Annotated in this window: 23 protein-coding genes; 13 read left to right on the forward strand and 10 right to left on the reverse strand. The window is 64.6% G+C overall.

The annotated features are described in order from the left end of the window. Window positions 1-49 precede the first annotated feature (49 nt). Window positions 50-997 carry a LysR family transcriptional regulator gene (locus tag NLY42_RS26430; RefSeq protein ID WP_023688979.1) on the forward strand — a complete coding sequence of 316 codons (948 nt, stop codon included), beginning with the start codon at window positions 50-52 and terminating at the stop codon, window positions 995-997. 95 nt (window positions 998-1,092) lie between these two features. After that, window positions 1,093-1,593 (forward strand): hypothetical protein, encoded by a 501-nt coding sequence (locus NLY42_RS26435; protein WP_023713519.1) that lies wholly within the window; start codon window positions 1,093-1,095, stop codon window positions 1,591-1,593. Window positions 1,594-1,733: 140 nt separating this feature from the next. Here the strand turns inward: NLY42_RS26435 and NLY42_RS26440 are convergent, their stop codons facing one another. The 3 genes from NLY42_RS26440 to NLY42_RS26450 are packed head-to-tail and all read right to left on the reverse strand — an operon-like array spanning window position 1,734 to window position 4,493. Next, on the reverse strand, window positions 1,734-2,624 hold the full coding sequence (locus NLY42_RS26440) for a ribokinase (protein WP_023695490.1): 891 nt from the start codon (window positions 2,622-2,624) through the stop codon (window positions 1,734-1,736). Then, window positions 2,621-3,496: a MurR/RpiR family transcriptional regulator gene (locus tag NLY42_RS26445; RefSeq protein WP_023695491.1), complete on the reverse strand. Its 876-nt coding sequence runs from the start codon at window positions 3,494-3,496 to the stop codon at window positions 2,621-2,623. The genes NLY42_RS26440 and NLY42_RS26445 overlap by 4 nt, the downstream gene beginning before the upstream one ends. Window positions 3,497-3,509: 13 nt before the next feature. Beyond that, window positions 3,510-4,493, reverse strand: a complete 984-nt coding sequence (locus NLY42_RS26450) for a sugar phosphate isomerase/epimerase family protein (protein WP_023695492.1) — start codon at window positions 4,491-4,493, stop codon at window positions 3,510-3,512. A 238-nt stretch (window positions 4,494-4,731) separates the two neighbouring features. Here NLY42_RS26450 and NLY42_RS26455 point away from each other — a divergent pair, with 238 nt between their 5' ends. From NLY42_RS26455 to NLY42_RS26480, 6 genes are read left to right on the forward strand one after another with little or no spacing between them, the layout of a single operon-like run. Then, entirely contained in the window at window positions 4,732-5,334 is a 603-nt protein-coding gene (locus NLY42_RS26455; RefSeq protein WP_023703071.1) for a CDP-alcohol phosphatidyltransferase family protein, read from the forward strand. A 41-nt stretch (window positions 5,335-5,375) separates the two neighbouring features. Continuing rightward, window positions 5,376-7,157: a bifunctional alpha/beta hydrolase/class I SAM-dependent methyltransferase gene (locus NLY42_RS26460; RefSeq protein WP_031244626.1), complete on the forward strand. Its 1,782-nt coding sequence runs from the start codon at window positions 5,376-5,378 to the stop codon at window positions 7,155-7,157. Window positions 7,158-7,161: 4 nt separating this feature from the next. Further along, on the forward strand, window positions 7,162-8,532 hold the full coding sequence (locus NLY42_RS26465) for a phosphatase PAP2/dual specificity phosphatase family protein (protein ID WP_023754632.1): 1,371 nt from the start codon (window positions 7,162-7,164) through the stop codon (window positions 8,530-8,532). A 10-nt stretch (window positions 8,533-8,542) separates the two neighbouring features. Further along, window positions 8,543-8,983 (forward strand): hypothetical protein, encoded by a 441-nt coding sequence (locus NLY42_RS26470; protein ID WP_023754633.1) that lies wholly within the window; start codon window positions 8,543-8,545, stop codon window positions 8,981-8,983. Further along, the gene (locus NLY42_RS26475) at window positions 8,980-9,648 is read left to right on the forward strand and encodes a lysophospholipid acyltransferase family protein (RefSeq protein WP_023672504.1); all 669 of its coding nucleotides are present in this window, start codon (window positions 8,980-8,982) and stop codon (window positions 9,646-9,648) included. The genes NLY42_RS26470 and NLY42_RS26475 overlap by 4 nt, the downstream gene beginning before the upstream one ends. Window positions 9,649-9,687: 39 nt before the next feature. Continuing rightward, window positions 9,688-10,617: a phosphatidate cytidylyltransferase gene (locus tag NLY42_RS26480; RefSeq protein WP_031193489.1), complete on the forward strand. Its 930-nt coding sequence runs from the start codon at window positions 9,688-9,690 to the stop codon at window positions 10,615-10,617. Between the two features lie 10 nt (window positions 10,618-10,627). Here NLY42_RS26480 and NLY42_RS26485 read toward each other — a convergent pair whose 3' ends face one another. The 6 genes from NLY42_RS26485 to NLY42_RS26510 form a co-directional block, all read right to left on the reverse strand. Continuing rightward, window positions 10,628-12,235, reverse strand: coding sequence for an FGGY-family carbohydrate kinase (locus NLY42_RS26485; protein WP_023742397.1), 1,608 nt, complete (start codon window positions 12,233-12,235; stop codon window positions 10,628-10,630). A 104-nt stretch (window positions 12,236-12,339) separates the two neighbouring features. Further along, window positions 12,340-13,068 (reverse strand): SDR family oxidoreductase, encoded by a 729-nt coding sequence (locus NLY42_RS26490; protein WP_023754634.1) that lies wholly within the window; start codon window positions 13,066-13,068, stop codon window positions 12,340-12,342. Window positions 13,069-13,096: 28 nt separating this feature from the next. Beyond that, window positions 13,097-14,356, reverse strand: coding sequence for a sugar ABC transporter permease (locus NLY42_RS26495; protein ID WP_023695496.1), 1,260 nt, complete (start codon window positions 14,354-14,356; stop codon window positions 13,097-13,099). After that, entirely contained in the window at window positions 14,353-15,177 is an 825-nt protein-coding gene (locus NLY42_RS26500) for an ATP-binding cassette domain-containing protein (RefSeq protein ID WP_023688990.1), read from the reverse strand. Before NLY42_RS26500 ends, NLY42_RS26495 begins: the two co-directional genes overlap by 4 nt. Window positions 15,178-15,328: 151 nt before the next feature. Then, window positions 15,329-16,393, reverse strand: coding sequence for an ABC transporter substrate-binding protein (locus tag NLY42_RS26505; RefSeq protein ID WP_023672498.1), 1,065 nt, complete (start codon window positions 16,391-16,393; stop codon window positions 15,329-15,331). A gap of 229 nt (window positions 16,394-16,622) precedes the next feature. Next, a complete protein-coding gene (locus NLY42_RS26510) occupies window positions 16,623-17,507 on the reverse strand; it encodes an AraC family transcriptional regulator (RefSeq protein ID WP_023702911.1) in 885 nt (294 codons plus the stop codon). Window positions 17,508-17,816: 309 nt separating this feature from the next. On the opposite strand from NLY42_RS26510, the gene NLY42_RS26515 reads away from it, so the two are divergent. The 4 genes from NLY42_RS26515 to NLY42_RS26530 all read left to right on the forward strand — a co-directional run bounded on the left by NLY42_RS26515 (window position 17,817) and on the right by NLY42_RS26530 (window position 21,625). Next, a complete protein-coding gene (locus NLY42_RS26515; protein ID WP_023754635.1) occupies window positions 17,817-18,878 on the forward strand; it encodes a maleylacetate reductase in 1,062 nt (353 codons plus the stop codon). 233 nt (window positions 18,879-19,111) lie between these two features. Then, complete coding sequence (locus tag NLY42_RS26520) at window positions 19,112-19,993, forward strand: metal ABC transporter solute-binding protein, Zn/Mn family (protein WP_023754636.1); 882 nt, start codon at window positions 19,112-19,114, stop codon at window positions 19,991-19,993. Window positions 19,994-20,019: 26 nt separating this feature from the next. Continuing rightward, on the forward strand, window positions 20,020-20,814 hold the full coding sequence (locus tag NLY42_RS26525; protein ID WP_023754637.1) for a metal ABC transporter ATP-binding protein: 795 nt from the start codon (window positions 20,020-20,022) through the stop codon (window positions 20,812-20,814). Beyond that, window positions 20,798-21,625: a metal ABC transporter permease gene (locus NLY42_RS26530; protein ID WP_198022198.1), complete on the forward strand. Its 828-nt coding sequence runs from the start codon at window positions 20,798-20,800 to the stop codon at window positions 21,623-21,625. Before NLY42_RS26525 ends, NLY42_RS26530 begins: the two co-directional genes overlap by 17 nt. A gap of 685 nt (window positions 21,626-22,310) precedes the next feature. Here the strand turns inward: NLY42_RS26530 and NLY42_RS26535 are convergent. Next, window positions 22,311-22,664 (reverse strand): cupin domain-containing protein, encoded by a 354-nt coding sequence (locus NLY42_RS26535; protein WP_023754639.1) that lies wholly within the window; start codon window positions 22,662-22,664, stop codon window positions 22,311-22,313. A gap of 191 nt (window positions 22,665-22,855) precedes the next feature. Here NLY42_RS26535 and NLY42_RS26540 point away from each other — a divergent pair, with 191 nt between their 5' ends. Next, window positions 22,856-23,077, forward strand: a complete 222-nt coding sequence (locus tag NLY42_RS26540) for an alkylphosphonate utilization protein (protein WP_023754640.1) — start codon at window positions 22,856-22,858, stop codon at window positions 23,075-23,077. The last annotated feature ends 181 nt before the right edge of the window (window positions 23,078-23,258 follow it).

Consider the following 23,258-nt stretch of genomic DNA (forward strand, 5'->3'; position numbering starts at 1 on the left):
GCGCTACAAGCAGATAATCTGGAATTTTTACATTTGAATCCTGTGCTTTATGCAGCAATCACACGACCCCGCCAGCCTTGCCGAAATGGCCGCCTTTGCGGCCATCACGGAAGCGCGCTCCTTCACCAAGGCAGCGTTGCGCGTCGGGCGCGACTCGACGGTTCTGTCACGCCGCCTGCAATCGCTGGAGGAGCGGCTCGGCGTGCGGCTGCTGCACCGGACCACCCGAAGCGTGTCGTTGACGGAGGCCGGAGCGGAGTTCCTGGTGCGTGTCCGCGCCATCCTGGCCTCGGTAGACGAAGCTGAGGCTGCTGCTTCCGCGCATGCCAGCGGGGCTCCGCGGGGCTTGCTGCGGCTGGCGATGCCGGGAACCTTTGGCCGTATGTGGATCGGGCCGCTGCTGCCGCAATTTCTAGCGACGTTCCCGGATGTCCGCATCGAGGCCGAGTTCTCCAACCGGTTCGTCGATCTCGTTGCAGAGAACTTCGATGTCGCCGTCCGTCTCGGCGCGCTGGAGGACTCGCGCCTGGTGGCGCGCAAGATCGCGACACGGCGGCGGTTGCTGTGCGCTGCTCCCTCCTACCTCGCCCGCCGGGGCACGCCGGAAGCGCCGGAAGCGCTCACAGAACACGCCTGCCTCGGCTTCTCCGGCTTCCAGACCTTTCCAACCTGGGAGATGACCGACAGTTCGGGACGCCGCGTCAACGTCGACGTCTCGGGGCCGATGGTGTGCGACGATGCCGAGGTGCTGGTCGAAGCCGCGGTGCAAGGCCTCGGCCTGATGATGAGCACCGACTGGCTTGTCGGACGCGAACTCGCCGACGGACGGCTGGTGCCGGTGCTGGCGGACTGGACGCTGGCCGACGAAGGCGCGGTCTATGTCGTCATGCCCTCGGCCAAGGGACAAGCCGCCAAGACACGCGCCTTCGCCGAGTGGATCGGCAAGCGCTTCGCGCCGGAGCCGCCCTGGACGTCGAGGCCGGTCTCAAAGGCTTGATCAATGGGGCGCGCCGGGGGCTAAGACGGCATATGCCGCTGTCACCAGGCCTTTTGTCCTGTATGATCTCGTTGAATGTAGCTTGGGAGGGGATCATGCAAAGTGCATTGGCGAAGTTCATGATGGCAGGTTCCGTTCTGGCCGCGCTGCAAGCCGCGCAGCCGGCTTTTGCCGCATCCTGCAACTGGAGCGCCAAGATGGAAGAAGACGAAGGCGGCAGCGTGCTGACGGCTTCGGTGTGCGGCGGACCGAAGGCCGATGCGCATCTGATGCTCGTCTGTTTCGACAAGCCGGTGCTGAGCTACGATCTGGGTGCGGCCGGCCAGCAGCTGGAACCCGGCATCAGCGCTTCCTTCACCTTCAAGGGCGGTGACAAGAGCGTGACCAAAAAGCTCGACCTCGAGGCCATGTATAATTACTTCACGGCTGAGCTGAGCAAAGACGATCCACTGCTCGGCCTGTTGCGCGGCAAGGGCGACGTCACGGTTACGGCCGACAAATATGGCGAGAACAGCTTTCCGCTGACGGGCTCGAGCGCTGCGATCGGTAAGGTGCTGGCGCAGTGCGGCAAAAGTTCGGCCGGCGAAGCGGACTGAAGCTCCCTACTTTCGACCACGCAGCTTGGTCCCGCGCCTCCATCAGGGCAAAGCCAAGCAGGTTCTCGCCGCGCCCGGTTTGCCGTTTCGCTCATCGACGGGGGCACGGGTTTGGAGGCGGCAATATGCGGCCTGAGTTTTCAACGCGAGCTGCGCTTTCCCTCCGGTGTCGCCACCAGCGAGGCGGCGGCGGCATTGGCCGTGGCGATCGCCGCTTCCATCGGATGGCCACGGGCGAGGCCTGCCGCGAAGGCGCCGACGAATTCGTCGCCGGCGCCATGGGTGCTGACGACCTTGACCGGGACGGCCGCCAGTGCGAAGGCCGCGCCGGTCCGGTCGCAATAGGCGACACCTTCGCCGCCGGCGGTGACGATCGCCGAGGGGTAGGCATCGATCAGCCGCCGCGCGGCTTCGGTTGCGCCGGCGAGCGTATCGACGACCGGAACGCCGGCCAAAAATTCCGCTTCGATGGCGTTGACGATGACGATGTCTATCAGCGCGGTCAATTCGGCCGACAGTGTTCGCGCCGGTGCGGCGTTGAGCACGACGCGGCCTCCGGATGCCCTCACCGCGCGCGCGGCAGCGATGTTGGCGGCATCGGGCACTTCGTTCTGCAGCAACAGCACTGCCGTCTGTACCACCACCTCGCCCGCAGCCGCGATGTCATCACTGCCCAGGGTGAGATTGCTGCCGGAGACGATCACCGCACCATAGTCGCCATCGCTGTCGAAGATCGCCACGCTGATGCCGGAGCCTGCGCCTGCCGCCACGCGCACGAAGCGGCGATCAACGCCGGCGCGATCGAGATTGGCCAGCAGCGCCGTGCCGAAATCGTCGTCGCCGACGGCGCCGATCATCGCCGCACGCACGCCGGCGCGTGCCGCCGAGACCGCCTGGTTGCCGCCCTTGCCGCCGCATTTCGGCTGCCAGGCATGGCCGGTCACAGTCTCGCCCTTGCGCGGACGGTCGGGCGCGTCGACCATGATGTCGTAGTGCAGGCTGCCGAAGACGGTGACCAGCGGAACCGTCATGTGCCCCGGTCTTTTCGTTTCGAGGTGACCGCCGACATGGTGCGGCCGAGATTGCGCTCCGCCGCCTGGTAGTCGCGCTGCGCCACCGCCACGAACAAAGCGTCGAGGATGTTGAGTTGCGCGATGCGCGCCGCTGCGTTTTCGCCCATCAGCGGCGAGCCTTGCGCGGTCGAGCACAGCACGATGTCGGCAATCCGGGCCAGCGGCGAGTTGTCGTAGTTGGTGATGGCCAGCGTGCGGGCGCCGCTCTTGCGGGCAAGATGGATGGCGTCGATGACGGCCGACGTGTTGCCGGAATGCGAAAAGCCGACGGCGATGTCGTCGGCGCCGAGCAGCGAGGCCGACATCAGCATCATGTGCGAGTCGTCATAGACAGACGCGCGGATGCCGATGCGCAGGAACTTGTGCGAGACGTCGCGGGCGATCTGGGCGGAGCCGCCGACACCATAGAAATCGCGGTTCCTGGCGCGGTAGAGCAGATCGGCGGCACGGTCGAAATCGTCCATGTCGAGGATCGCGAGCGTCTCCTCCAGCGCCTGGATCGAGGTGCGGAACACTTTCTGCACGATCTCGGCCAAGCTGTCGTCGACCGACAGTTCCTGGTGCATCTCGGCGGTCGGGAGGCGGCTGTATTCATAGACGGCGGTGCGGAAGTCGCGGTAGCCGGAGAAGCCGAGTTTCTTGGCGATCTTGACCACCATCGCCTCCGACACGCCGGCCTCCTCGGCGATCTGCTTGAGCGGAATGGTCTCGTCGAAACCGCGCCGGCCGAAGACGGTTTCCACCACCTTGGCCTCAAGCGGGGTGAGATGCGGCATCATCATGCGGATGCGCGGCCCCACGGCTTTCAGATCGAGATTGCTCAACGTCATCCACGTCCCCTCGTCACGACCCGAGCATGGCTTCCTGGACGATAGCCTGCGACGTCACGGCGTCCTGGCTGTCCATGGCGGCGGACAGGCGGTTATCCTTCTCCAGCCGGTCGACAACGCGCAGCAGGCGCTTGACGGTGGCGATGTTGACTTCGCATTCGCGCACCGGATCGAGCCCGGTCATGTCGGGGAAGGTGTCGAAGTAGATGGCGCCGGCGTAGCCGTCGCGGCGGATCTGGCGCAGCAGTTCGATGGTCTGCAGCGTGTGCACCGCGCCGACCATCAGGCCGTCGTCGCGCTTGGCATAGCCATCGTTGAGATGGACGCCGAGCAGCTTGCTGTGGCGAGCGATCAGCGCCGCGGCGAAGGCCGGCTGTTCGTCGGCATAGAGCACATGGGCGAAATCGAGCGTGACGCCGAGAGTGGGTAGGCCGACCTCGCGGATCGCCAGCAAGGTGGTCGCCGCATCCGGCATCAGCGAGTAGGAGCGCGGTTCGTTAGGCTTGTACTCCAGGCTGATCTGGCAGCCGGGATCATGCGCGGCAACTTCACGAATCCCCTCGATTTCGTGCTGCCAGAGCGTCGCATAGTCAGTTTGAAATGCATAGTCGAAGCCATCCTGGCCCAGCCACAGCGTCATCAGACTGGCGCCGGCCGCGCGCACCGCATCGATACCGGCCTTGGTCAAGTCGATGGCTTCGCGGCGCACCGCCGGGTCCGGATTGGTGAAGGCGCCGAGCTTGAAGGCCGGATTGGAGTAGTAACGCATGGCAAAGCCATTGATGGAAAGCCCGAAATCACCGAGCTTTCGGGCGATTTCAGCCGGCTTTTCACTGACATGGTCGGGGAAATTAAGATCAAGGTCGGTCAGCCCGTCGACCTTGGCCGCGCGGGCTGCCATCTGCAGCATGGACGGCTTGCCGGTAAGATCAGGCCATTCGGCTTGCGGCCGCGAGGCGAAGGAATTCAGGCGGGTGGCGAAGCGACTGTTTGTCATGATGGACCTTTCAGTGATTTACTTCATATAAATACGAATATTTGTAAAGTTCTCATTTGCGAGGCGGTTTGTAGCGCGCAACATCCTGCTTGGCCGAGATCTTCGGCTGCGCCTCTGCATCCATGCCGGGAGTTTCGAGTCCCGCAACGGTGCGGATGCTGGTGCAAGCCCTTGCGCCCTGCCTGCCGATTGACCAATCTCGCCGACACTGTCATGAGCCGCGGTTGGGGGATCGCACATGCCAACGCTTTATCAACTGAAACCGGCCTTTCAGGCCAGGCTGCGGCCGCTGGCCGACCGGCTGGCCGATGCCGGCGTCACCGCCAACCAGATCACGCTTCTCGCCGCGGCGCTCTCCATCGCCACCGGCCTGGTGGTCGCGGCCTTTGCCTACCATCCCCTGGTTTTCCTGTTGATGCCGGTGGTGCTGTTCGTGCGCATGGCGCTCAACGCCATTGACGGGATGCTGGCCAGGGAACATGGGCAAGCATCAAAACTCGGCATGTTTCTCAACGAACTCTGCGACGTCGTCTCGGACCTGGCGCTGATCCTGGCCTTTGCCACCTTGTTCCCGGCCTGGGGTGTCGTCGCCTTCGCTATTACCGCCATGCTTGTCGAGTTCGCCGGCGTGCTTGGCGTTGCCGCAGGCAGCGGGCGCAACTATGCCGGGCCGTTCGGCAAGAGCGACCGAGCCCTGGTGCTCGGCGTCATCGGCTTTCTCCTCGCTTGCGGCCTGTGGGTGGCGGGGATCGCGCCATTTGTGTTTCCGATCATGGCTACACTGTCGGGGATAACCGCCATCAACCGGATACGCAGCGGCCTTAGAGCGGGCGGCACCTGATGCCAAAGCGTCAGGCACCCCACCGCCAGAGGGAAACCATGATCCACCAGACCATCGCCGCCCTAGCACCGGCAAGCCTCGAGCGCATCGCGCAGGAGCGCACGTTCAAGAGCCATGACGGCACCGAGATCTTCTACCGCTACTGGCCGGCCGCCGGGTCGGCGCCAAAGGGTGCGATCCTGCTGTTCCATCGCGGCCACGAGCATGGCGGCCGCATGGCGCATCTGGTCGACGAGCTCGCCATGCCCGACCATGCCTTCTACGCCTGGGACGCCCGCGGCAATGGCCGATCGGCCGGCGAGCGCGGCTATGCGCCGTCCTTTGCCGCCCTGGTGCGTGATATCGACTGCCTGGTGCGCGAGATCGGCCGGGATGGTTTTGGCCAGCGCGACATCGCGCTGATCGCGCAGTCCTTCGGCGCCGTGCTGGCTGCTGCCTGGGTGCATGACTATGCGCCCGACATCCGCGCGCTGGTGGTGGCTTCACCGGCCTTTTCGGTCAAGCTCTACGTGCCCTTCGCCAAGGAGGGCATTGCGCTGTGGCAGAATCTCAAGGGCCGCTTCTTCGTCAATTCCTACGTCAAGGCGAAGTTCCTGACGCATGATGCCGAGCGCATCGCTTCCTTCGACGGCGATCCGCTGATCACGCGACCGATCGCCTCCAACATCCTGGTCGAGCTTTACGACCACGCTGCCCGCATCGTCTCGGACGCGCGCGCCATCACCGTGCCGACGCAGCTCTTGATCTCCGGCAGCGATTGGGTGGTGCGGCATGGACCGCAGCACGAATTCTTCGTCAATCTCGGCAGCAGCGCCAAGGAGCGGCATATGCTGCCCGGCTTCTTCCACGACACGCTGGGCGAGCGCGATCGCCAGCAGGCGCTGGACCTGATCCGGCCATTCCTCGAAAAGCAATTTGCCACGCCGGAGAAAACCATCGACTTGCTTCAGGCCGACCGCGCCGGCTACACCCGCGACGAGGCCGAGAGGCTCGCCTCGCCGCTGACGCTGCTGTCGCCCAAGGGTATTTTCTGGGCGATGAGTCGCGCCTCGATCCGCATGGGCGCCTGGCTGTCTTCGGGCATGAAGATCGGCATGGCCACCGGCTTCGATTCCGGCTCGACGCTCGACTATGTCTACGAGAACGATGCGCGCGGCACCGGCTTCATCGGCCGCATGATCGACCGCACCTTCCTCGACGCCATCGGCTGGCGCGGCATCCGCCAGCGCAAGCTGCATCTGGAAGAGCTGATCGGCAACGCCGCCGCCAGCCTGAAGGCAGCTGGCCGTCCCGTCAACATGCTCGACATCGCCGCCGGCCACGGCCGCTATGTACTCGATGCCGTCGCCAAATGCACTGAACCACCAGCAAGCGTGCGGCTGCAGGATTATTCCGAGCTCAATGTCGGACTGGGTTCGAAGCTGATAGCCGAGCGGCAGCTGCCGACCAGCGTCACCTTTCATCAGGCCGACGCCTTCGATGCCGACATGCTGGCCGGGCAAAAGCCGGCGCCGGACCTCGCCATCGTCTCCGGACTTTACGAATTGTTCGCCGACAATACGATGATTTCCCGCTCGCTCGGCGGGCTGGCGAGCGCCATGCAGTCCGGCAGCCTGCTCGTCTACACCAATCAGCCATGGCATCCGCAGCTGGAGATGATCGCGCGCAGCCTGACCTCGCATCGCGGCGGACAGGCCTGGGTGATGCGGCGGCGCACGCAGGGCGAGATGGACCAGTTGGTGACGGCTGCCGGTTTCGCAAAGATCGACCAGCGCATCGACCAATGGGGCATCTTCACCGTCTCGGTCGCACGGCGCGTCTGAGACCATGGCCCTGCCTGTCACTGACCCTGCCCCGGCGCGGGAACCCTATTTGGGCATCGTGCTGAGGGCAGCCCTTTGGCTGGCGCTGCTGGCGCCATTCTTCTATTCGACCTATGGCTTTGCCAACTGGCTGGCGTCGCGGCGCGACCATGTCGGCAGCATCGTGTTTGCCTGGGAATACGCCATCCCGTTCGTCGCCTGGACGATCGTGCCCTATTGGTCGATCAATCTGTTCTACGGCCTATCGCTGCTGCTCAACACGACCAGGCGCGGCGTCGACCGGCTCGCCGGCCGCTATCTCTCGGCGCAGATCATTGCCGTCGCCTGCTTCATCGCGTTCCCGCTGACGGCGACCTTCGTGCGGCCGGAAACCACCGGCCTGCCGGGTTTTCTGTTTGCGGTGCTCGGTGGTTTCGACAAGCCGTTCAACCAGGCGCCATCCCTGCACATCGCGCTGCTGGTGATCATCTGGGACCATTGGCGTCACGTTCTGGCACGCCACCGTCTCGGCGGCATTCTCCGCCCCGTCTGGCACGTCTGGTGTTTTCTCATCGGCGTCTCGGTGCTGACGACGTGGCAGCATCATTTCATCGACATTCCGACCGGCGCGCTGCTCGGCCTGTTTGCGCTATGGCTGTTTCCGTTCAAGGGCGAATTGCCATTCTGGGGTTTTCGGTTGACCGCCGACCCAAGGGCGCGGCGGCTGGCGGGTTATTACGGGCTGGGGGCGGCCCTTGCCCTGGCCGGCGCTGCCGAGGGCGCGTTGGTCTCCGCCGATTTTCTCATCCTGTTGTGGCCGGCATTGGCGCTGGCCATCGTCACCTTCGGCTATGCTGGGGCCGGCGCCAAAGTGTTCCAGAAGGCAGCCGATGGTAGCGTCTCACTGGCCAGCCGTATCCTGCTCCTGCCCTACCGGCTTGGCGCCCGGATCAATGTGTGGGTATGGACCCGCCAACTGGCGCCGCAAGTGGAGATCACCGACGGTGTTTTCCTCGGCCGGTTTCCGAGTGCCGACGAGGCCAACCGCTTCGGCACAGTGATCGACCTTGCCGGCGAGATGGAACGGCCGCGCGGCGTGACCTGCCGCTGGATCAGCTACGCGATGCTCGACCTCGTGGCGCCGCCTCACGACAGGCTGGAGCGAGCGGTGGCGGCGATCGAGCTGGCGCGCCGGCGCGGCACCGTCCTGGTCTGCTGCGCGCTCGGCTTCCAGCGCAGTGCGGCCATCGTCGCCGACTGGCTGGTGGTGACGGGGCGCTCGTACACAGCTGCACAGGCGCGCAAGAAACTCGCCGCGTCGGGCAGGCCCGTGCACCTTCAGATCGGGCTGGATGAACCGGGGCTGGAAGAACCGGGGCTGGAAGAACCGACATGAGTTGGCCGGCATGAGTGGCGACAATTTTCCCGAGAAGGCCGAAATATTCGCCGCCGGGCTGATGGTGCAGGCGGTGTGGCCGATCCTGCTGGTGGTCGCGGCTGTGATGGCAGCGCCGGTCATCGGCCTGGTGGCCGGACCGCAGACGACAGCGCTGTCCGCGGCGGCCTGGCTGGTCGCGGCGGCGAGCGCCGTGGCCACGCTGGCTCTTTCGGCCTTGCTTTTGTTCGATGCGCTGCTGTTCCGGCTGATGGCAAGCCACGCCAGCGAGGCCGCCGGGGGTGCCGCGGTCGACGATGTGCTGGCGCGCATGCGCCTGAAATCCACCACTGCCGGCGGCCGCTCGCTCGACCATCGCATGGCAGGCACGCGCCGCCTGCTGACAAGGCAGCGCATGGCGCTCGCCATGTTTGCTGCGGCATCCTTTTCGCAGCATTTGTTTGAGCCATGACAAAACTTCACCTGCGCGCCAACACCTTCACCTTGCTGCAGACGGTGACGTCGGTCGGCCTGTCGGCGGCGGCCTGGGTGGTAACCGGCGTCAGACCAATCTGGAACGGCAGCCAGCCGTCGGAGCGGCAGCGCATCTACTTCGCCAACCATGCCAGCCATGGTGATTTCATCCTGCTGTCGGCCTGTCTGAGTGAGAAGGTGCGCGCCCGGACCCATGCGATCGCGGCGGCCGAATATTGGGGCAAGTCGCGGCTGCGCCGCTTCATCGCGCAGGACATGCTGTCGTCCGTGCTCATCCACCGGCAGTGGACCGACGAAACGCAACACCCGATCTCGATCATGCTGTCGGTGCTCGACGACGGCCACTCGCTGATCCTGTTTCCCGAAGGCACTCGCAACACGACGGAGGCGGATCTGCTGCCGTTCCGCTCCGGCCTCTACAATCTGTCGATGGCGCGGCCCGATGTCGAACTCATCCCGTGCTGGATCGAGAACATGTCGCGCGTGCTGCCCAAGGGCCAGTTCCTGCCGGTGCCGCTTCTGTGCCGCGTCGTCTTCGGTCCGCCGGTGGCGATCGCGCCCGGCGAAGAACGCCGCACCTTCCTCGAGCGCGCGCGCCAGACGCTGCTGTCGCTCAACCCGCGTCCCGATCGGGACCACTAGCATGACCAGGCAAAGAGACTTCGTATGACACTGCCGCCAATGCATGAAACCGTCATCCTGCTGGCCGGCCTGATCTGCGTGCTGACCATGGCGAGCATCGTTGCCGGTATCCTCTCATGGCGGGCGCCGAAGCCGCTGCCCTCGACGCTCGTCAACTTGAACCAGCGCATCAACGCCTGGTGGGTGATGGTGCTGGCGATCACCGTCGCCTTCTTCTTCGGCCGCACCGGCATGACCATCCTGTTTGCGCTGATCTCGTTTGCCGCGCTGCGCGAGTTCGTGACGCTGACGCACAGCCGGCGCAGCGACCACTGGGTGCTGCTCGGCATGTTCGGCATCATCATTCCCTTCCAGTACTGGCTGGTGTGGACCGCCTGGTACGGGCTCTTCACCATTTTCATCCCCGTCTACTGCTTCCTCTTGATGCCGGCGGTCACCGCGCTCAACGGCGACACCGAGCGCTTCCTCGAGCGCGTGTCCGCGCAGCAATGGGCGGTCATGATCTCGGTCTACTGCGTCAGCCATGTGCCGGCGCTGCTGACCCTCAACGTGCCCGGTTTCGAGGGCCGCAACCTCCTGCTCATCGCCTTCCTGATCATCACCGTGCAAGGCAGCGACGTGCTGCAATACATTTTCGGCAAGCTGTTCGGCAGGCATCTTCTGTCGCCCTCCGTCTCGCCCTCGAAGACCTGGGAAGGGCTGGGCGGCGGGCTGGTGGCATCGAGCCTTCTCGGCGCGCTGCTGTCGTTCCTGACGCCGTTCTCGCCGCTGGCGGCGGCAGGCGTCGCCTTCATCGCCTGCCTGATGGGGTTCCTCGGCGGGTTGGTGGCGTCGGCGATCAAGCGCGACCAGGGCGTCAAGGACTGGGGTCACCTGATCGAGGGTCACGGCGGCATGATGGACCGCGCCGACAGCCTGGTCTTCGCCGCACCGGTGTTCTTCCACATCGTCCGCTATTTCTGGACGTGAGCGAAGCCGTTCAATCGCGGATGGCCCGGCCTGCCTGCTGCAGCAATTCGAAGGCGGCGAAGCGCTTGTCGTGCCAGGGCACGAGGTCGCCACCGGCCGGGCGATAGATGTCGCCGATGCGCGACATGCCGGTCATCGCCGCGATCACATCGGGAAATTTTTGCGCCGCCACCGCAGCCAATATGGCTGAGCCGAGCAGCACCGGTTCGGGCGAGGTCGAACCGGCGACGGTCAGGCCTGTGGTGTCGGCCAAAAGCTGACGTACCAGCTCGCTTTGCGCCGCACCGCCGCTGACGACGATAGTGTCGATGGCAATGCCTTTTTTGGCCATCGCCGCCAGGATCTGGCGAACGCCGTAGCCGATGCCCAGCAGGCCGGCGACATAGAGCGCGACCAGACTGTCGAGGGACGTGTCCATGCCAAGCCCGGCGATCAGGGCCTTGGACTCAGGATCGGCGAAGGGCGAGCGGTTGCCGAGGAATTCCGGCACGACATGCAGTCCATCGGCTAGGTGCGCTACTGCGGACAGGTCGGCGGACTGCTTCGCCGCCTGCTGACCAAGCCAAGCGGTCAGGCCGAGACCTTCCGCCTTGGCTTTTGCGGATGCCTCAGCCGTGGCCGGATGGAAAGCGACGAGGTGGTCGATTGCAGCACCCGCCGCCGATTGCCCGCCTTCATTGAGCCAAAGCCCCGGCACCATCGAGGAAAAATACGGGCCCCAGACGCCGGGCACGAAGGCCGGCTCGCTGGTGCTGGCCATGGTGCAGGCCGAAGTGCCGAACACATAGGCCATGCGCGACTGCAAGGTGCCGACCGAGCCCTGCCCGCCAACCGTGCCGACGCCGCCGGCATGGGCATCGATCAGGCCGGCCGCAACCGGCGTTCCCGGCAGCAGGCCGAGATCGGCCGCGGCGGCCTCAGTCAGGCCTTGGGCAAGTGCCGTGCCGCCTTCGACGATTTCGGTGCCGATGCGGGCAAAGCCTTCATCGGCGAGCGCGCCGAGGCCGATGGCACGGAAATAGGCATCGTCCCAGCGCCGCTCATGACCGAGATAGGTCCATTTGCAGGTCAGCGTGCAGATCGAGCGCGCCAGGCTGCCGGTTGAGCGCCAGGTCAGATAGTCCGTCAGGTCGAAGAAATGCTCGGCCGCATCGAAGGTGGCGGGCAGGTTCTCGCGCAGCCACAGCAGCTTCGGCGTTTCCATTTCCGGCGAGATGGTGCCGCCGACATAGTCGAGCACGGCGTGCTTGCCGGCATTGATGCGCTGCGCCTGGTCGAGCGCGCGGTGATCCATCCAGACGATGATGTTGCGCTGACTGTCGCCGGAACTGCCGACCTGCAACGGCGCGCCGTCCTTGCCGACCACGACCAGCGAACAGGTGGCGTCGAAGCCGATGCCAGCAATGTCGCGCCCAGCGAGCCCCGACTTGGTCACCGCCTCGCGCACGCTGGCGCAAACCGCACGCCAGATGTCCTCGCTCGACTGTTCGGCGATTTCGCCGGGCTCGATGAACAGAGCGATGTCGCGCTTCGCCGAGGCAAGCATGGTGCCCTTGCTGTCGAATACCCCCGCCCTGGCACTGCCAGTGCCGACATCGATGCCGAGGAAGTGGGACATGGGAACCTCAGAAGTTAGGCAGTAGGCAGTAGGCGAGATGGTCAGCAGTGAACGGCCAGTTGCAAGAGCCTCTCCCCATTCCCTACTGCCTAATGCCTACTGCCTCACAAATCATTGCTCTGCGGCAGGATCACCAGATCCCGGATAGTGACATTTCTCGGCCTAGTCAGCATGAACAGCACGGCTTCGGCGACCTCGACCGGTTGAATCAGGCCGCCCTTGGCCAGTTCATCCTCAAGCTTGTCCTTCGGCCAGTCGCTGATCAGCGCTGTCACCACCGGCCCCGGCTGCACCGCGCCGAGGCGCAGGCCGTGCGGGGCGACCTGCCGGCGCACCGTGTGGACGAAGGCCTGCACGGCATGCTTGGAGGCGGTGTAGATCGGCTCCCAGACCACCGGCACCAGTCCGGCGATCGAGGACGTCACGATGATGTCGCCGGTCTTTCGTTCGACCATATGCGGAAGCACGGCGTGTATGGAACGGAACACCGCGTTGATGTTGAGGTTCAGCATGCGGTCCCACACATCGGGGTCGCCTTCGAGCACCGGGCCTCCGACATAGGCGCCGGCATTGGCGTGGAAGATATCGAGCTGGCCGGCCTTGTCCAGGATTTGCGGCATCATCGTCGCGACGCTGGCCGGCTCCATCAGATCGATCACCAGCGGGATCGCGTTGGGACCGAGTTCGGTGCAGACGCTTTTCAGCGCGTCGGCGGCGCGGTCGACGAGCATAACGCGAACGCCGGCGGCAATCAGCGCTCTCGCGCATTCCAGGCCTATGCCCGACGCGGCGCCGGTGATCGCCGCGACCTTTCCACTCAAATCCTGAGCCATTCTATCCTCGTATCGATTGCGGTTGCGTTCAGGCGCGGCCGTGGGAAACCCGCGAGCGGCGTGCCAGGGAGTCGACGATGACCGCAATTGCCAGAACGGCGCCGGTGATCATGTAGCGAAGCGACGATGACAGATCGAGCAAGGTCAGCCCGCTGGCGATCGACTGGATGACGATGATCCCGAGCAGCGCGGAATAGGCGCTGCCACGGCCGCCAAACAGGCTGGTGCCGCCTATGACCGCCGCCGCAATGGCGTTGAGGTTGACGTCGCCGGTGCCGGCCTGCTGGCTGGCAGAGGCCAGCCGCGCCGCCGACAGCACGCCGCCAAGGGCGGCGAACATCGAGCACATGACGAAGGCGCTGAGGTAGATCGAGCGCACCTTGATGCCGGCGCGGCGCGCCGCTTCGCGGTTGCCGCCGACGGCGGTCATCGAGCGGCCCCATTGGGTGCGGGTCAGCGCATAGTTCATCGCCACCACCAGGCCGACGAACAGGCCGAACATCCACGGTATGCCGCGCGCCTGGTTGAGATAACCGACGATCAGTTCGAGCAGGATGGTCAGGGCGGCGACGCGCACGATGAGGCCGCCGACAGACGGCGCCGACAAATTGACGGCCCGGCGGCGGCTGACGGTGCGCAGGCCGGCGATCAGCATGACAATGCCGGGCAATGCCGCCAGTGCATAGGACAGCCAGTCCGGCATGACCAGCAACTGGCCGAAATTCACCAGGTTCGAGCCATAGGGCAGATTGATCGAGCCGGTGGAGCCCAGAATATACAGCTGCAGGCCCAGCACGGCGAGCAAGCCGGCCAGCGTCGAGACGAAACTCGGCATGCCGAGCCGGTTGAACAGCAAGGCATAGAGCGCGCCGATGAAGCCGCCGACGGCGATCGCGGCGAGGATGGCGAGCGCCACCGGCCAGCCCTGGTTGACCCACAGCGTGCCGACCATGGCCGAAGCAAAGCCGCTGATCGAGCCGACCGACAGGTCGATCTCACCGACCATCAGCACACAGACGATACCGAGCGCGATGACGCCGACGGTCGAGCAGTCGAACAGGAGATTGACCAGATTGCTCGACGAGACGAAGACCGGATTGAGGGCAGTGAACACGCTCCAGATGATGACCAGTCCGACAATCACCGGCAGCGAGCCGAGGTCGCCGGAGCGGACGCGGTCGAAGAAGGCGCTGATGGCGCCACCAACGCCGGCCTGGTGCTTGACGCGCACGTCGCTGCGGTCGAGCGCCGTCGACGAGGAGGTGTCCTGCTTGGGCTCCGCGCTCATGGCCGCTGCTCCTGGTTGTGCGCTTGTTCGGCGGCCTTGCGCCGTTCGGCGCGGCGCGACACTGCATTGTTGGCGGCGCCGGTGATGGCGCTGACCAGTTCCTGGTTCGAGGCGTCGGGTTCGAAGACGCCGTTGTTGCGGCCGAGCCTGAGCACCACGATGCGGTCGGCGACGGCGCGCACGTCCTCCATATTGTGACTGATCATCAGCACGCCGAGCCCACGCTCGCGCACCCGGTCGATGAGGTTCAGCACTTCCGCCGTCTGGGCGACGCCAAGAGCGGCGGTCGGCTCGTCGAGCAGGATGACCTTGGGGTCGAGCAGCAGCGAGCGGGCGATCGCCACGGTCTGGCGCTGGCCGCCGGACAGCGAGGCGACCGCCTCGCGGACGCTTGGAATACGCGCCGACAATTCGTTGAGCAGCGTCCAGGCGCGAATTTCCATCGCCACCTCGTCCAGCCGCAGCGGGTTGATCTCCTTGCCTAGAAAGATGTTGGCGACGACGTCGAGGTTTTCGCACAGTGCGAGATCCTGGAAGACGGTGGCGATGCCGAGCGTCAGCGCGGCGCTCGGGTCGGGCATCGTCACTTGCCTGCCGCGGAAATTGATGGTGCCCGAGCTCGGCTGGTGGACGCCGGCCAGAATCTTGACCAGCGTCGACTTGCCGGCGCCATTGTCGCCGACCAGCGCCACCACCTCGCCGGCATGGACATCGAGATCGATATCGGTGAGCGCCGAAACGGCGCCGAAATTCTTCGAGATGCCGCGCAGGCTGAGCACCAGCTCGCCTGCCGAAACCGGTCCGTCAGAGATGTCAGACATGGTGGCAAACCTTTCCGGATGGGCGGTCAAGAGTGACTGCGAACTTCCGGCCGCCGCAAGGGCGGCCGGAAAGCAGGATCAGGATTCTAGGTCATCCTTTTATGCATGTCTTATCCCAAAACCGCTGCGCGATTTTGGGCGACCTGCATTGTCACTTTGTGATGCCGAGCTTCTTGCAGCCTTCGGCATAGCGGTCGACGCAGAGCTCTTCGGCGGTGTTGATCTTCTTGTCGATGATCTCGGCCTTGAGGTTTTCCTGCGTCACCACCGCCGGCGTGAACAGCTGCGATGGGGTGTCGTAAAGGGTCATTTCGGCCTTCGGCGTCTCGCCCGACAGAAGCTGGACGGCGACGTTGGCGGCAGCCGCCGCAACGATCTCGCTCGGCTTGGAGATGGTGTTGTACTGATCGCCGGCGATGATCAGCTGCAGTGCGGCGATCGTCGCGTCGTTGCCGGTCACCGGCGGCACCGGATCGACACCGGCGGCCTTGAAGGCGGCGATGGCGCCACCACCGGTGCCGTCATTGGCCGCAACGACTCCGACGATCTGCGTGGAGAAGCGGGTGATCTGGCCGCTTGCCCATTGCTGCGCCTTCGGCGGCGCCCATTCCGGCGTGTCGTATTCGGCAAGGATCTTGTAGCCGCTGTTGTCGAGGCTGGAATGGATGCCCTTCTTGATCAGCCCGGCGGCCGCGTCGGTCGGCGATCCGTTGATCTGCAGCAGGCCGCCGCTGGCGGGGTCGACCTTCAGCGCCTTGAGGTGTTCGACGAGCGAGTCGGCAATGGCCTTGCCGATGCCTTCATTGTTGAACGAGACGTAGAAGTCGGCAGGTGCAGTCGGGATCGGGCGATCATAGGCGATGACCTTGACGCCCTGGCTCTGCGCCAGCTTGACCAGCGAGGCGGCGGCAGTCGAGTCGACAGGGTCGAGCACGATCGCCTTGGCGCCTTGCGAGATCACCGAGTTGAACTGCTGCTGCTGGCGCGAGGCGTCGGCATCGGCGTTCTGGTAGATCACCTTGCAGCCGGGGCAGAGTTTTTTCATCTCGGCGACGAAGCCGGGATAGTCGTGCTGCTCGTAGCGCGTCGAGGCCTGGTCGGGCATCAAGAAGGCGACCGTGGCGTCGGTAACCGGGGCGGCAAAGGCAGCGGTGCCGCCAAGAAGAGAAAGAGTGAGCGCGATGGCTCCCGTCGATTTCCAGGCAAATCTGGTCATTTCGATAGCTCCGTTTCAAGGAATGGTTTCATGAAGCCCTGGACACCACATGGCGCCGGGCCTTGACTGCAGTCGGGCTGTTGCGAGGAACAACGGAGCACTTGATCCGTGCTGCGCATCCTCTTGATATCTCTGGATTTCGGGACAAGCGATCTCCAGCACGGGACGCCTCCAACGCACCCCGCGTTCTTACCTCAGTAAATGTCTAGGCTCCTCCCGGTCCTCCCTGTTAGGCGGCAATCTCCGCGCTGACGTTTTCCGCCAGCAGGGCCCTGAAGCGCGAAGGCGACATGCCTTTCTGGGTCAGGAACTGGCGGTTGAAATTCGAGATGTTGTTGTAGCCGGCGGCATAGCAGATCTCGGTGATCGGCATGTCGGCCTCGCTCATCAGCAGCTGGCAGGCAAGGTTGATGCGCAGCCGGTTGACATACTGCACCAGCGCCATGCCGGTGTGACGGCGGAAGCTGCGCGAAAACGCGCTCGGGCTGCGCCCGGCGATCGCCGCCAGATCGCTTTCGCTGAACGGCTCGGTCAGGTTGGCGTTGATATAGGCAAGCGCCTTGTTGACGCCGGCCGACATGAAGCCTGAGGGATCTGGCAGATAGCTGGCGCTGGTCAGCGTCCGCACATCGGCGGCGCGGCTCAGAATATCGATCAGCTCCATGAACAGCGCGATGCGGCGAACGCCTTGCGCTTCGACCAGTTCGGCCAGCACAGGTGCGGCGAGCTTGGCGGTAGCGGTGGAGAACAGCGCGCCGCGGCGGCTGAGCTCGAGAATGTTTTCACAACCGGCAAGTTCCGGCAACGCGGCGGTGGCGTCGGCAATGAACTCTTGCGAGAACTGCACGACGCGGCCGCGCAGCGGCACGCTGGCGCCTGCCGGCACGTCGCTGACCCAGTTGTGCGGCAGGTTCGGGCCGGTGAGCACGAGGTTGCCGGGCTCGAACTCGCCGATGAAGTCACCGACGAAATAATGGCCCGTGGTGGCGACGACGTGATGGATTTCGTATTCGGGGTGGAAGTGCCAGCGCACCGTGTGGAAGGGGTAGCCGTGGGCCCAGGCCTTGAACGACTCGCCGCGTCTGATCTGGACGACTTCCAAGTCCGGATTCATGTCAGTTCCTCCCGGCGCCGGTCCGGTCATGCGACCAGTTGCAGTGCCATCTCCCGCAGGCCGCGTTTGCCGCTCTCTGCAGTGATCGAAGCTTAGGCGGCAATTCATGCAGCCGCCACCACGGTGTGTCCACCTCACTGATACTTTTTTGACGTTTTTGTGGTCAAGGCGATACGTTTGCGAGTACGCGGGAGAGATCAGGGCCCGCTTGCGAGACGGTGACGACGCAAACGATGTCGTCGGCAGCGAGAGCTGGCCGCTCGATTTCGGCTCCGTCACAGTGATAATATGCAAAGGGAGCGGATCGGCATGACAAGGACGTTCACCTACTCCGGCAGCCCTGCGCATATTGTCTTCGGCAATGGCGCGTCGTCCGAGGTGGGCACCTGGATCGAAAAACTCGGCTGCAATCGCGCGCTGGTGCTGTCGACGCCGCATCGGGCTGCCGACGGCGAGGCGCTTGCCGAATCCCTCGGCGCGCTGGCGGCCGGCACCTTTTCGGGCGCCGCCATGCACACGCCGGTCGAGGTAACCCAAACGGCAATGGCCAAGGCGACCGAGGTCAACGCTGACTGCGTTGTCGCGCTTGGCGGCGGCTCGACCACCGGTCTCGGCAAGGCGATCGCCTGGCGCACCGACCTGCCGCAGATCGTCATCCCGACCACCTATGCCGGCTCGGAGGTGACGCCGATCCTCGGTCAGACCGAGAACGGCGAAAAAACCACAATGCGTGACGCAAGGATCCTGCCGGAAGTGGTGATCTACGATCCAGAGCTGACCGTCGGCCTGCCGATAGCGATGAGCGTCGCGTCAGGACTCAACGCCATGGCGCACTCGGCCGAAGCGCTTTACTCGCAGGATCGCAATCCGATTTCCACCCTGATGGCGAAAGAAGGATTGCGCGCCATGAAGACTGCGCTGCCGGTGTTGACCAAGGAGCCTGGAAACATCGATGCACGCGGCGATGCGCTTTACGGCGCCTGGCTGTGCGGTACGGTGCTCGGCGCCGTCGGCATGGCGCTGCATCACAAGATCTGTCACACGCTCGGCGGCTCTTTCGACATGCCGCATGCCGAGACGCATGCGGTGATGTTGCCGCACACGATCGGCTTCAACGCCGCCGCGGTGCCCGACTTGTTGAAGCCGGTCGCCGACTTGTTTGGCAGCAGCGCCGGTAGCGGTCTCCAGGATTTCGCCAAGGCGGTCGGCGCGCCCCTTACATTGAAAGAACTCGGCCTCATGCAGGCCGATCTCGACCGCGCCGCTGAGATTGCGACCAGGAACCCATACTGGAATCCGCGGCCTTTCGACCGCGCCGCAATCCGCGCCCTGTTGCAGGACGCGTGGGAGGGAAGGCGTCCGCAAAACTGACTGCAACAAGCAAGGAACTTACCCGCCGCGAATTCATCAGGAAGACCGCCATGAGTGGCTCCGCCTGATCGGCGCAGGCCGCTCACGCTTTTGTGCGCGTGAAAAACTGCGCGGCTCGAAAAGCCCATTGACATCAACCGTATTTTCGAAGCAAACGTTATATTGTTACCGTTATACAGTTACACAGCCCGCCTCTCCGGCGACATACCTTTCAGACTGCAAGGAGACCACGGATGCGTCGCATTCCCTTTCTCGCCGCGCTGCTCGTCGCGGTGCCGCTTTTGACCGGCACGGCTGCCCGCGCCGAAGACAAGCTGACCATCGTGGCGGCCGAGAATTTCTATGGCGACCTTGCCCGCCAGATCGGCGGCAGCAACGTCGCCGTCACCAGCATCCTGGCCAATCCCGATGACGATCCGCATCTGTTCGAGACCAGCCCGTCGACGGCGCGCACCATCGCCGACGCCAAGATCGTCATCTACAACGGCGCCGACTACGATCCGTGGATGGACAAGCTGCTGTCAGCCTCGACAGCCAAGGATCGCACGACCATCGTCGCCGCCGACCTGATCGGCAAGAAGTCGGGCGACAACCCGCATCTGTGGTACGACCCGGCGACGCTGCCGGCCATCGCCAAGGCGCTGAGCGCCGATCTTGCCAAACGCGATCCGGCCAATGCAGCGCATTACGAGGCCAATCTCAAGGCATTCCAGACCTCGCTCGAGGCCATTGACAAGGAAATCGCCGACGTCAAGAACACCTATGGCGGCACCGAGGTGACGGCTACCGAGCCGGTCTTCGGCTACATGGCGGAAGCGCTCGGCCTGAAAATGCTGAACTACGATTTCCAGGTGGCTTTGATGAACGATGCGGAGCCGAGCGCCACGCAGGTGGCGGCGTTCGAAAACAGCCTGAAGGACGGCTCGGCCAAGATCTTGTTCTACAATTCGCAGGTGACCGACGAGGCAACGACAAGGCTGCTCGACATCGCCAGGCAGAATAAGGTCACTGTCATCGGCGTCACCGAGACGGAACCGGCGGGCCAGACGATCCAGACCTGGTTCCGCGGCCAGATCGACGCGGTCCAGAAGGCGCTCGCCGCCCGCACACAATGAACGTGACTGCGAATGAATGTGACTAAATGAACGCAATCGAATTCGACAGGGTCACGCTGACCTATGGGGGACGCCGGGTTTTATCCGACGTCTCCTTTTCTCTACCGCAAGGCGCCTTTGTCGGCCTGCTCGGCGCCAATGGCGCCGGCAAGACGACGATGCTGCGCGCCATTCTCGGCCTGATCAAACCGGCCGGCGGCGCCATTTCGGTGCTTGGCAAATCGCCGACGCGCGGCAACGCCGACATCGGCTATATGCCGCAGGCGCGGCGCGCGCTTGGCGATGTCGGCGTCAGCGGCCTCGACTTCGTGCTGAGTGCCGCCGGCGGGCATCGCTGGGGCTGGCCCGTCGCATCGGCTGCCGAGAAGGAGGCGGCGTGGAAGGCTCTTGAAGAGGTGGGCGCCGGCGACCTTGCGCGGCGGCCGCTGGGCGAGCTTTCCGGTGGCGAGCGCCAGCGCATCCTGATCGCGCAATCCTTGATCGGCAATCCGCAACTGCTGCTGCTAGACGAGCCGCTGATCAGCCTCGATGCAGGCCATCAGCGCGCGATCATCGACCTGGTGCATCAGATCGGCGAGCGGCTCGGCATTGCCGTGCTGTTCTGCTCGCACGAGATCAACCCGCTGCTGCGCGCCGTCGACCGCGTGCTCTATCTCGGCAACCGCAAGGCGGCGATCGGCTCCGTCGACGAGGTCATCAGCGGTCCGGTGCTGTCGAAACTCTATGGCACGCATATCAATGTGGTGCGCGTCGCCGGCCGCATCTTCGTCATGGCCGACGATGTCGAACTGGAGAGCGGGGCGCATGTCCACGATCTTTGACTATGAATTCATGCGCAACGCCTTCTATGCCTGCACCATCGTCGGCATCGTTTCGGGCGCGGTCGGCTATTTCCTCGTGCTTCGGGGCCAGACCTTCGCCGGTCATGCGCTCTCCCATGTCGGCTTTCCGGGCGCCACCGGCGCCGGCCTGATCGGGCTGTCGCCGTTTCTCGGCCTCACCGTGTTTACCGTCGCCGCCGGCATCGGCATCGGCCTGCTCGGCGAACGCGCGCATCGCGACGTCGCCATCGGCATCGTTTTGACGCTGTCGCTCGGCCTGGGCTTGCTGTTCCTGCATTTCTACACCGCCTTCGCCTCGCAGGCGACCAACGTGCTGTTCGGCAATGTGCTGGGCATCAGCCAGCGCACCGTTATCGTGCTTGCGGTGCTGGCGGTGGCGATCCTTGTCGCGCTTTTGCTGATCGCGCGGCCGCTGCTGTTCGCCAGCCTGCAGCCGGAACTCGCCGAAGCGCGCGGCGTGCCCCTCACTCTTGTCTCGACCCTGTTCATGGTGCTGGTCGCCGTCGCCACGTCCGAGGCGGTGCAGATCGTCGGCGTGCTGCTCGTCTTCGCGCTGATGGTGGCGCCTGCAGCCACCGCGCTCAGGCTTACCAGCGGCGTCGGAGCCGGCGTGCTGACGTCCATCGCGCTTGCCGTGATCATCGCCTGGATCAGCCTGACGCTCGCCTTCCTGACCGACTGGCCGACGAGCTTCTGGATCACGGCGCTGGGCGCGGCGGCCTATGTCGTCAGCGGCATGGTCCGGCGCCCGTCGGTCCGAGAGACTCAGAGCGCCGACGCCGGCCCCTGAGGCTTGCCCTCCGGCGGGTCGATCGGGCCGGCTGGAGTGCAAAACTGACGTGAGGGAAATACACCCAAAAAAAGTCAGGTCTACAATCCGGCTCCTGAAACGTTTCAGCCGCGAAAGACAAATTCATCCAATCGCCTAGATCGCGACCTCTGTCGCGCCAAAGGTCCGCTCCGGAGCGGCCGGAACACCCGGAAAACCGCCATTTCAAGCGCATTTTGTAGCGGCGAATGGCGTCCGCGCGGCCGGTTGGAAGCTGGCCGGGAGGTGCAAAGGCGACCCCCCGCGGCCATCGCGGGCGGCGTTGACAGACCGCGGTGCTGCATGCGTATAGCAAGCCATGGGTCACGCCATGGCCGTGGCGGTTGAGACGGGGCTGGGGGGTTTCGTAACAACAGCATTGACGGCCCGGCGCCGGACGGGCGGCATGCACTCAGCGGAGTGCGCCGCTCGCTCTTGGCTGACCATCGGCGCTGACCATCGGCAGGGTTGCCCGGCAGCGGAGCGGCGACCTCATCGACAAGGCACCGCAGAACGCCATCGTCTCAGCTTTCCGATCCGCATCGGTTCGAAGCGAACGAGGTGACGCCCCCTTTAACCGATATTCGCTTCGCTGCGTCCCCCTCGCCCATGCGGGACGAGGGGGACGCTGGCGATGAACCGCGCCGGCGGATGACGTTACCGCCGATCAGGCGACCCTGACGACGAAATGCTTGGTCACCGGCTCGATGATCTTCCAGGTGCCCTTGAAATCGGCTTCGACCACGAACGCATCGCCCGGGCCGACCTCGACAGGCGTGCCGCCATCCGGCGTGATGATGATGCGGCCGGCGATCATGTGCACGAACTCGTAGTCGGGGTAGGTGGCGTGATAGGTGCCGGGCGAGGCCCGCCAGGTGCCCGACAACACCTTGCCGTCGGCGGTGGTGTGCTGGACGGCGGTCTGCATGGTCGGCCTGCCCTCGACCACGATCCAGCCCGGCAGGTCGCCGGCCTCGGCATGATCGACGGCGCCGAATTTGAGGATGGTGGTGTTGGTCATGGTCGGGCTCCGTTTGCGCCTGCATTGGCTGGCGGTGAAATAGCCGATGCGCATGACAAGGGCAACGCGGGGCGGTTCGCAGTGGGCGCCGGCGCGACCAGGCGATAGCCTGCCACGCTTGACCGGGCCGGCATCGGCGGGATAGGCGAAGCGTGCGGCTGCGCGAAAACCGGCAGCAGAAAAGGCTTACCATGACAGACGTGATCGTTAGAGACAGCAACGGCACCCAGCTGAACGAGGGCGATTCCGTCACCCTGATCAAGGATCTCAAGGTGAAGGGCACGTCGGAGACGATCAAGCGCGGCACGCTGGTGAAGAACGTCCGTCTCACCGGCAATCCTGGTGAGATCGAATGCAACACCAAGCAGGTCAAGGGCCTGGTGCTGAAAACGGAGTTTTTGAAGAAGGCGTGATTGCGTGCGGGAGGTGGCGCCGGCGCCGACCCCGAATGTTGGAGATTGGCGAAGGCGGGTGAGAGCCAATCTCCCCCCTCGTGGGGGAGATGTCCGGCAGGACAGAGGGGGGCGCTGTCCCGCCGGCGTTCCGACAATCCAAATCACTTTTTTCGAGTCAGATGTCACCAAGATCAAGCGA

The sequence above is a fragment of the Mesorhizobium sp. C372A genome (genome assembly GCF_030323245.1).
GTDB lineage: Bacteria > Pseudomonadota > Alphaproteobacteria > Rhizobiales > Rhizobiaceae > Mesorhizobium.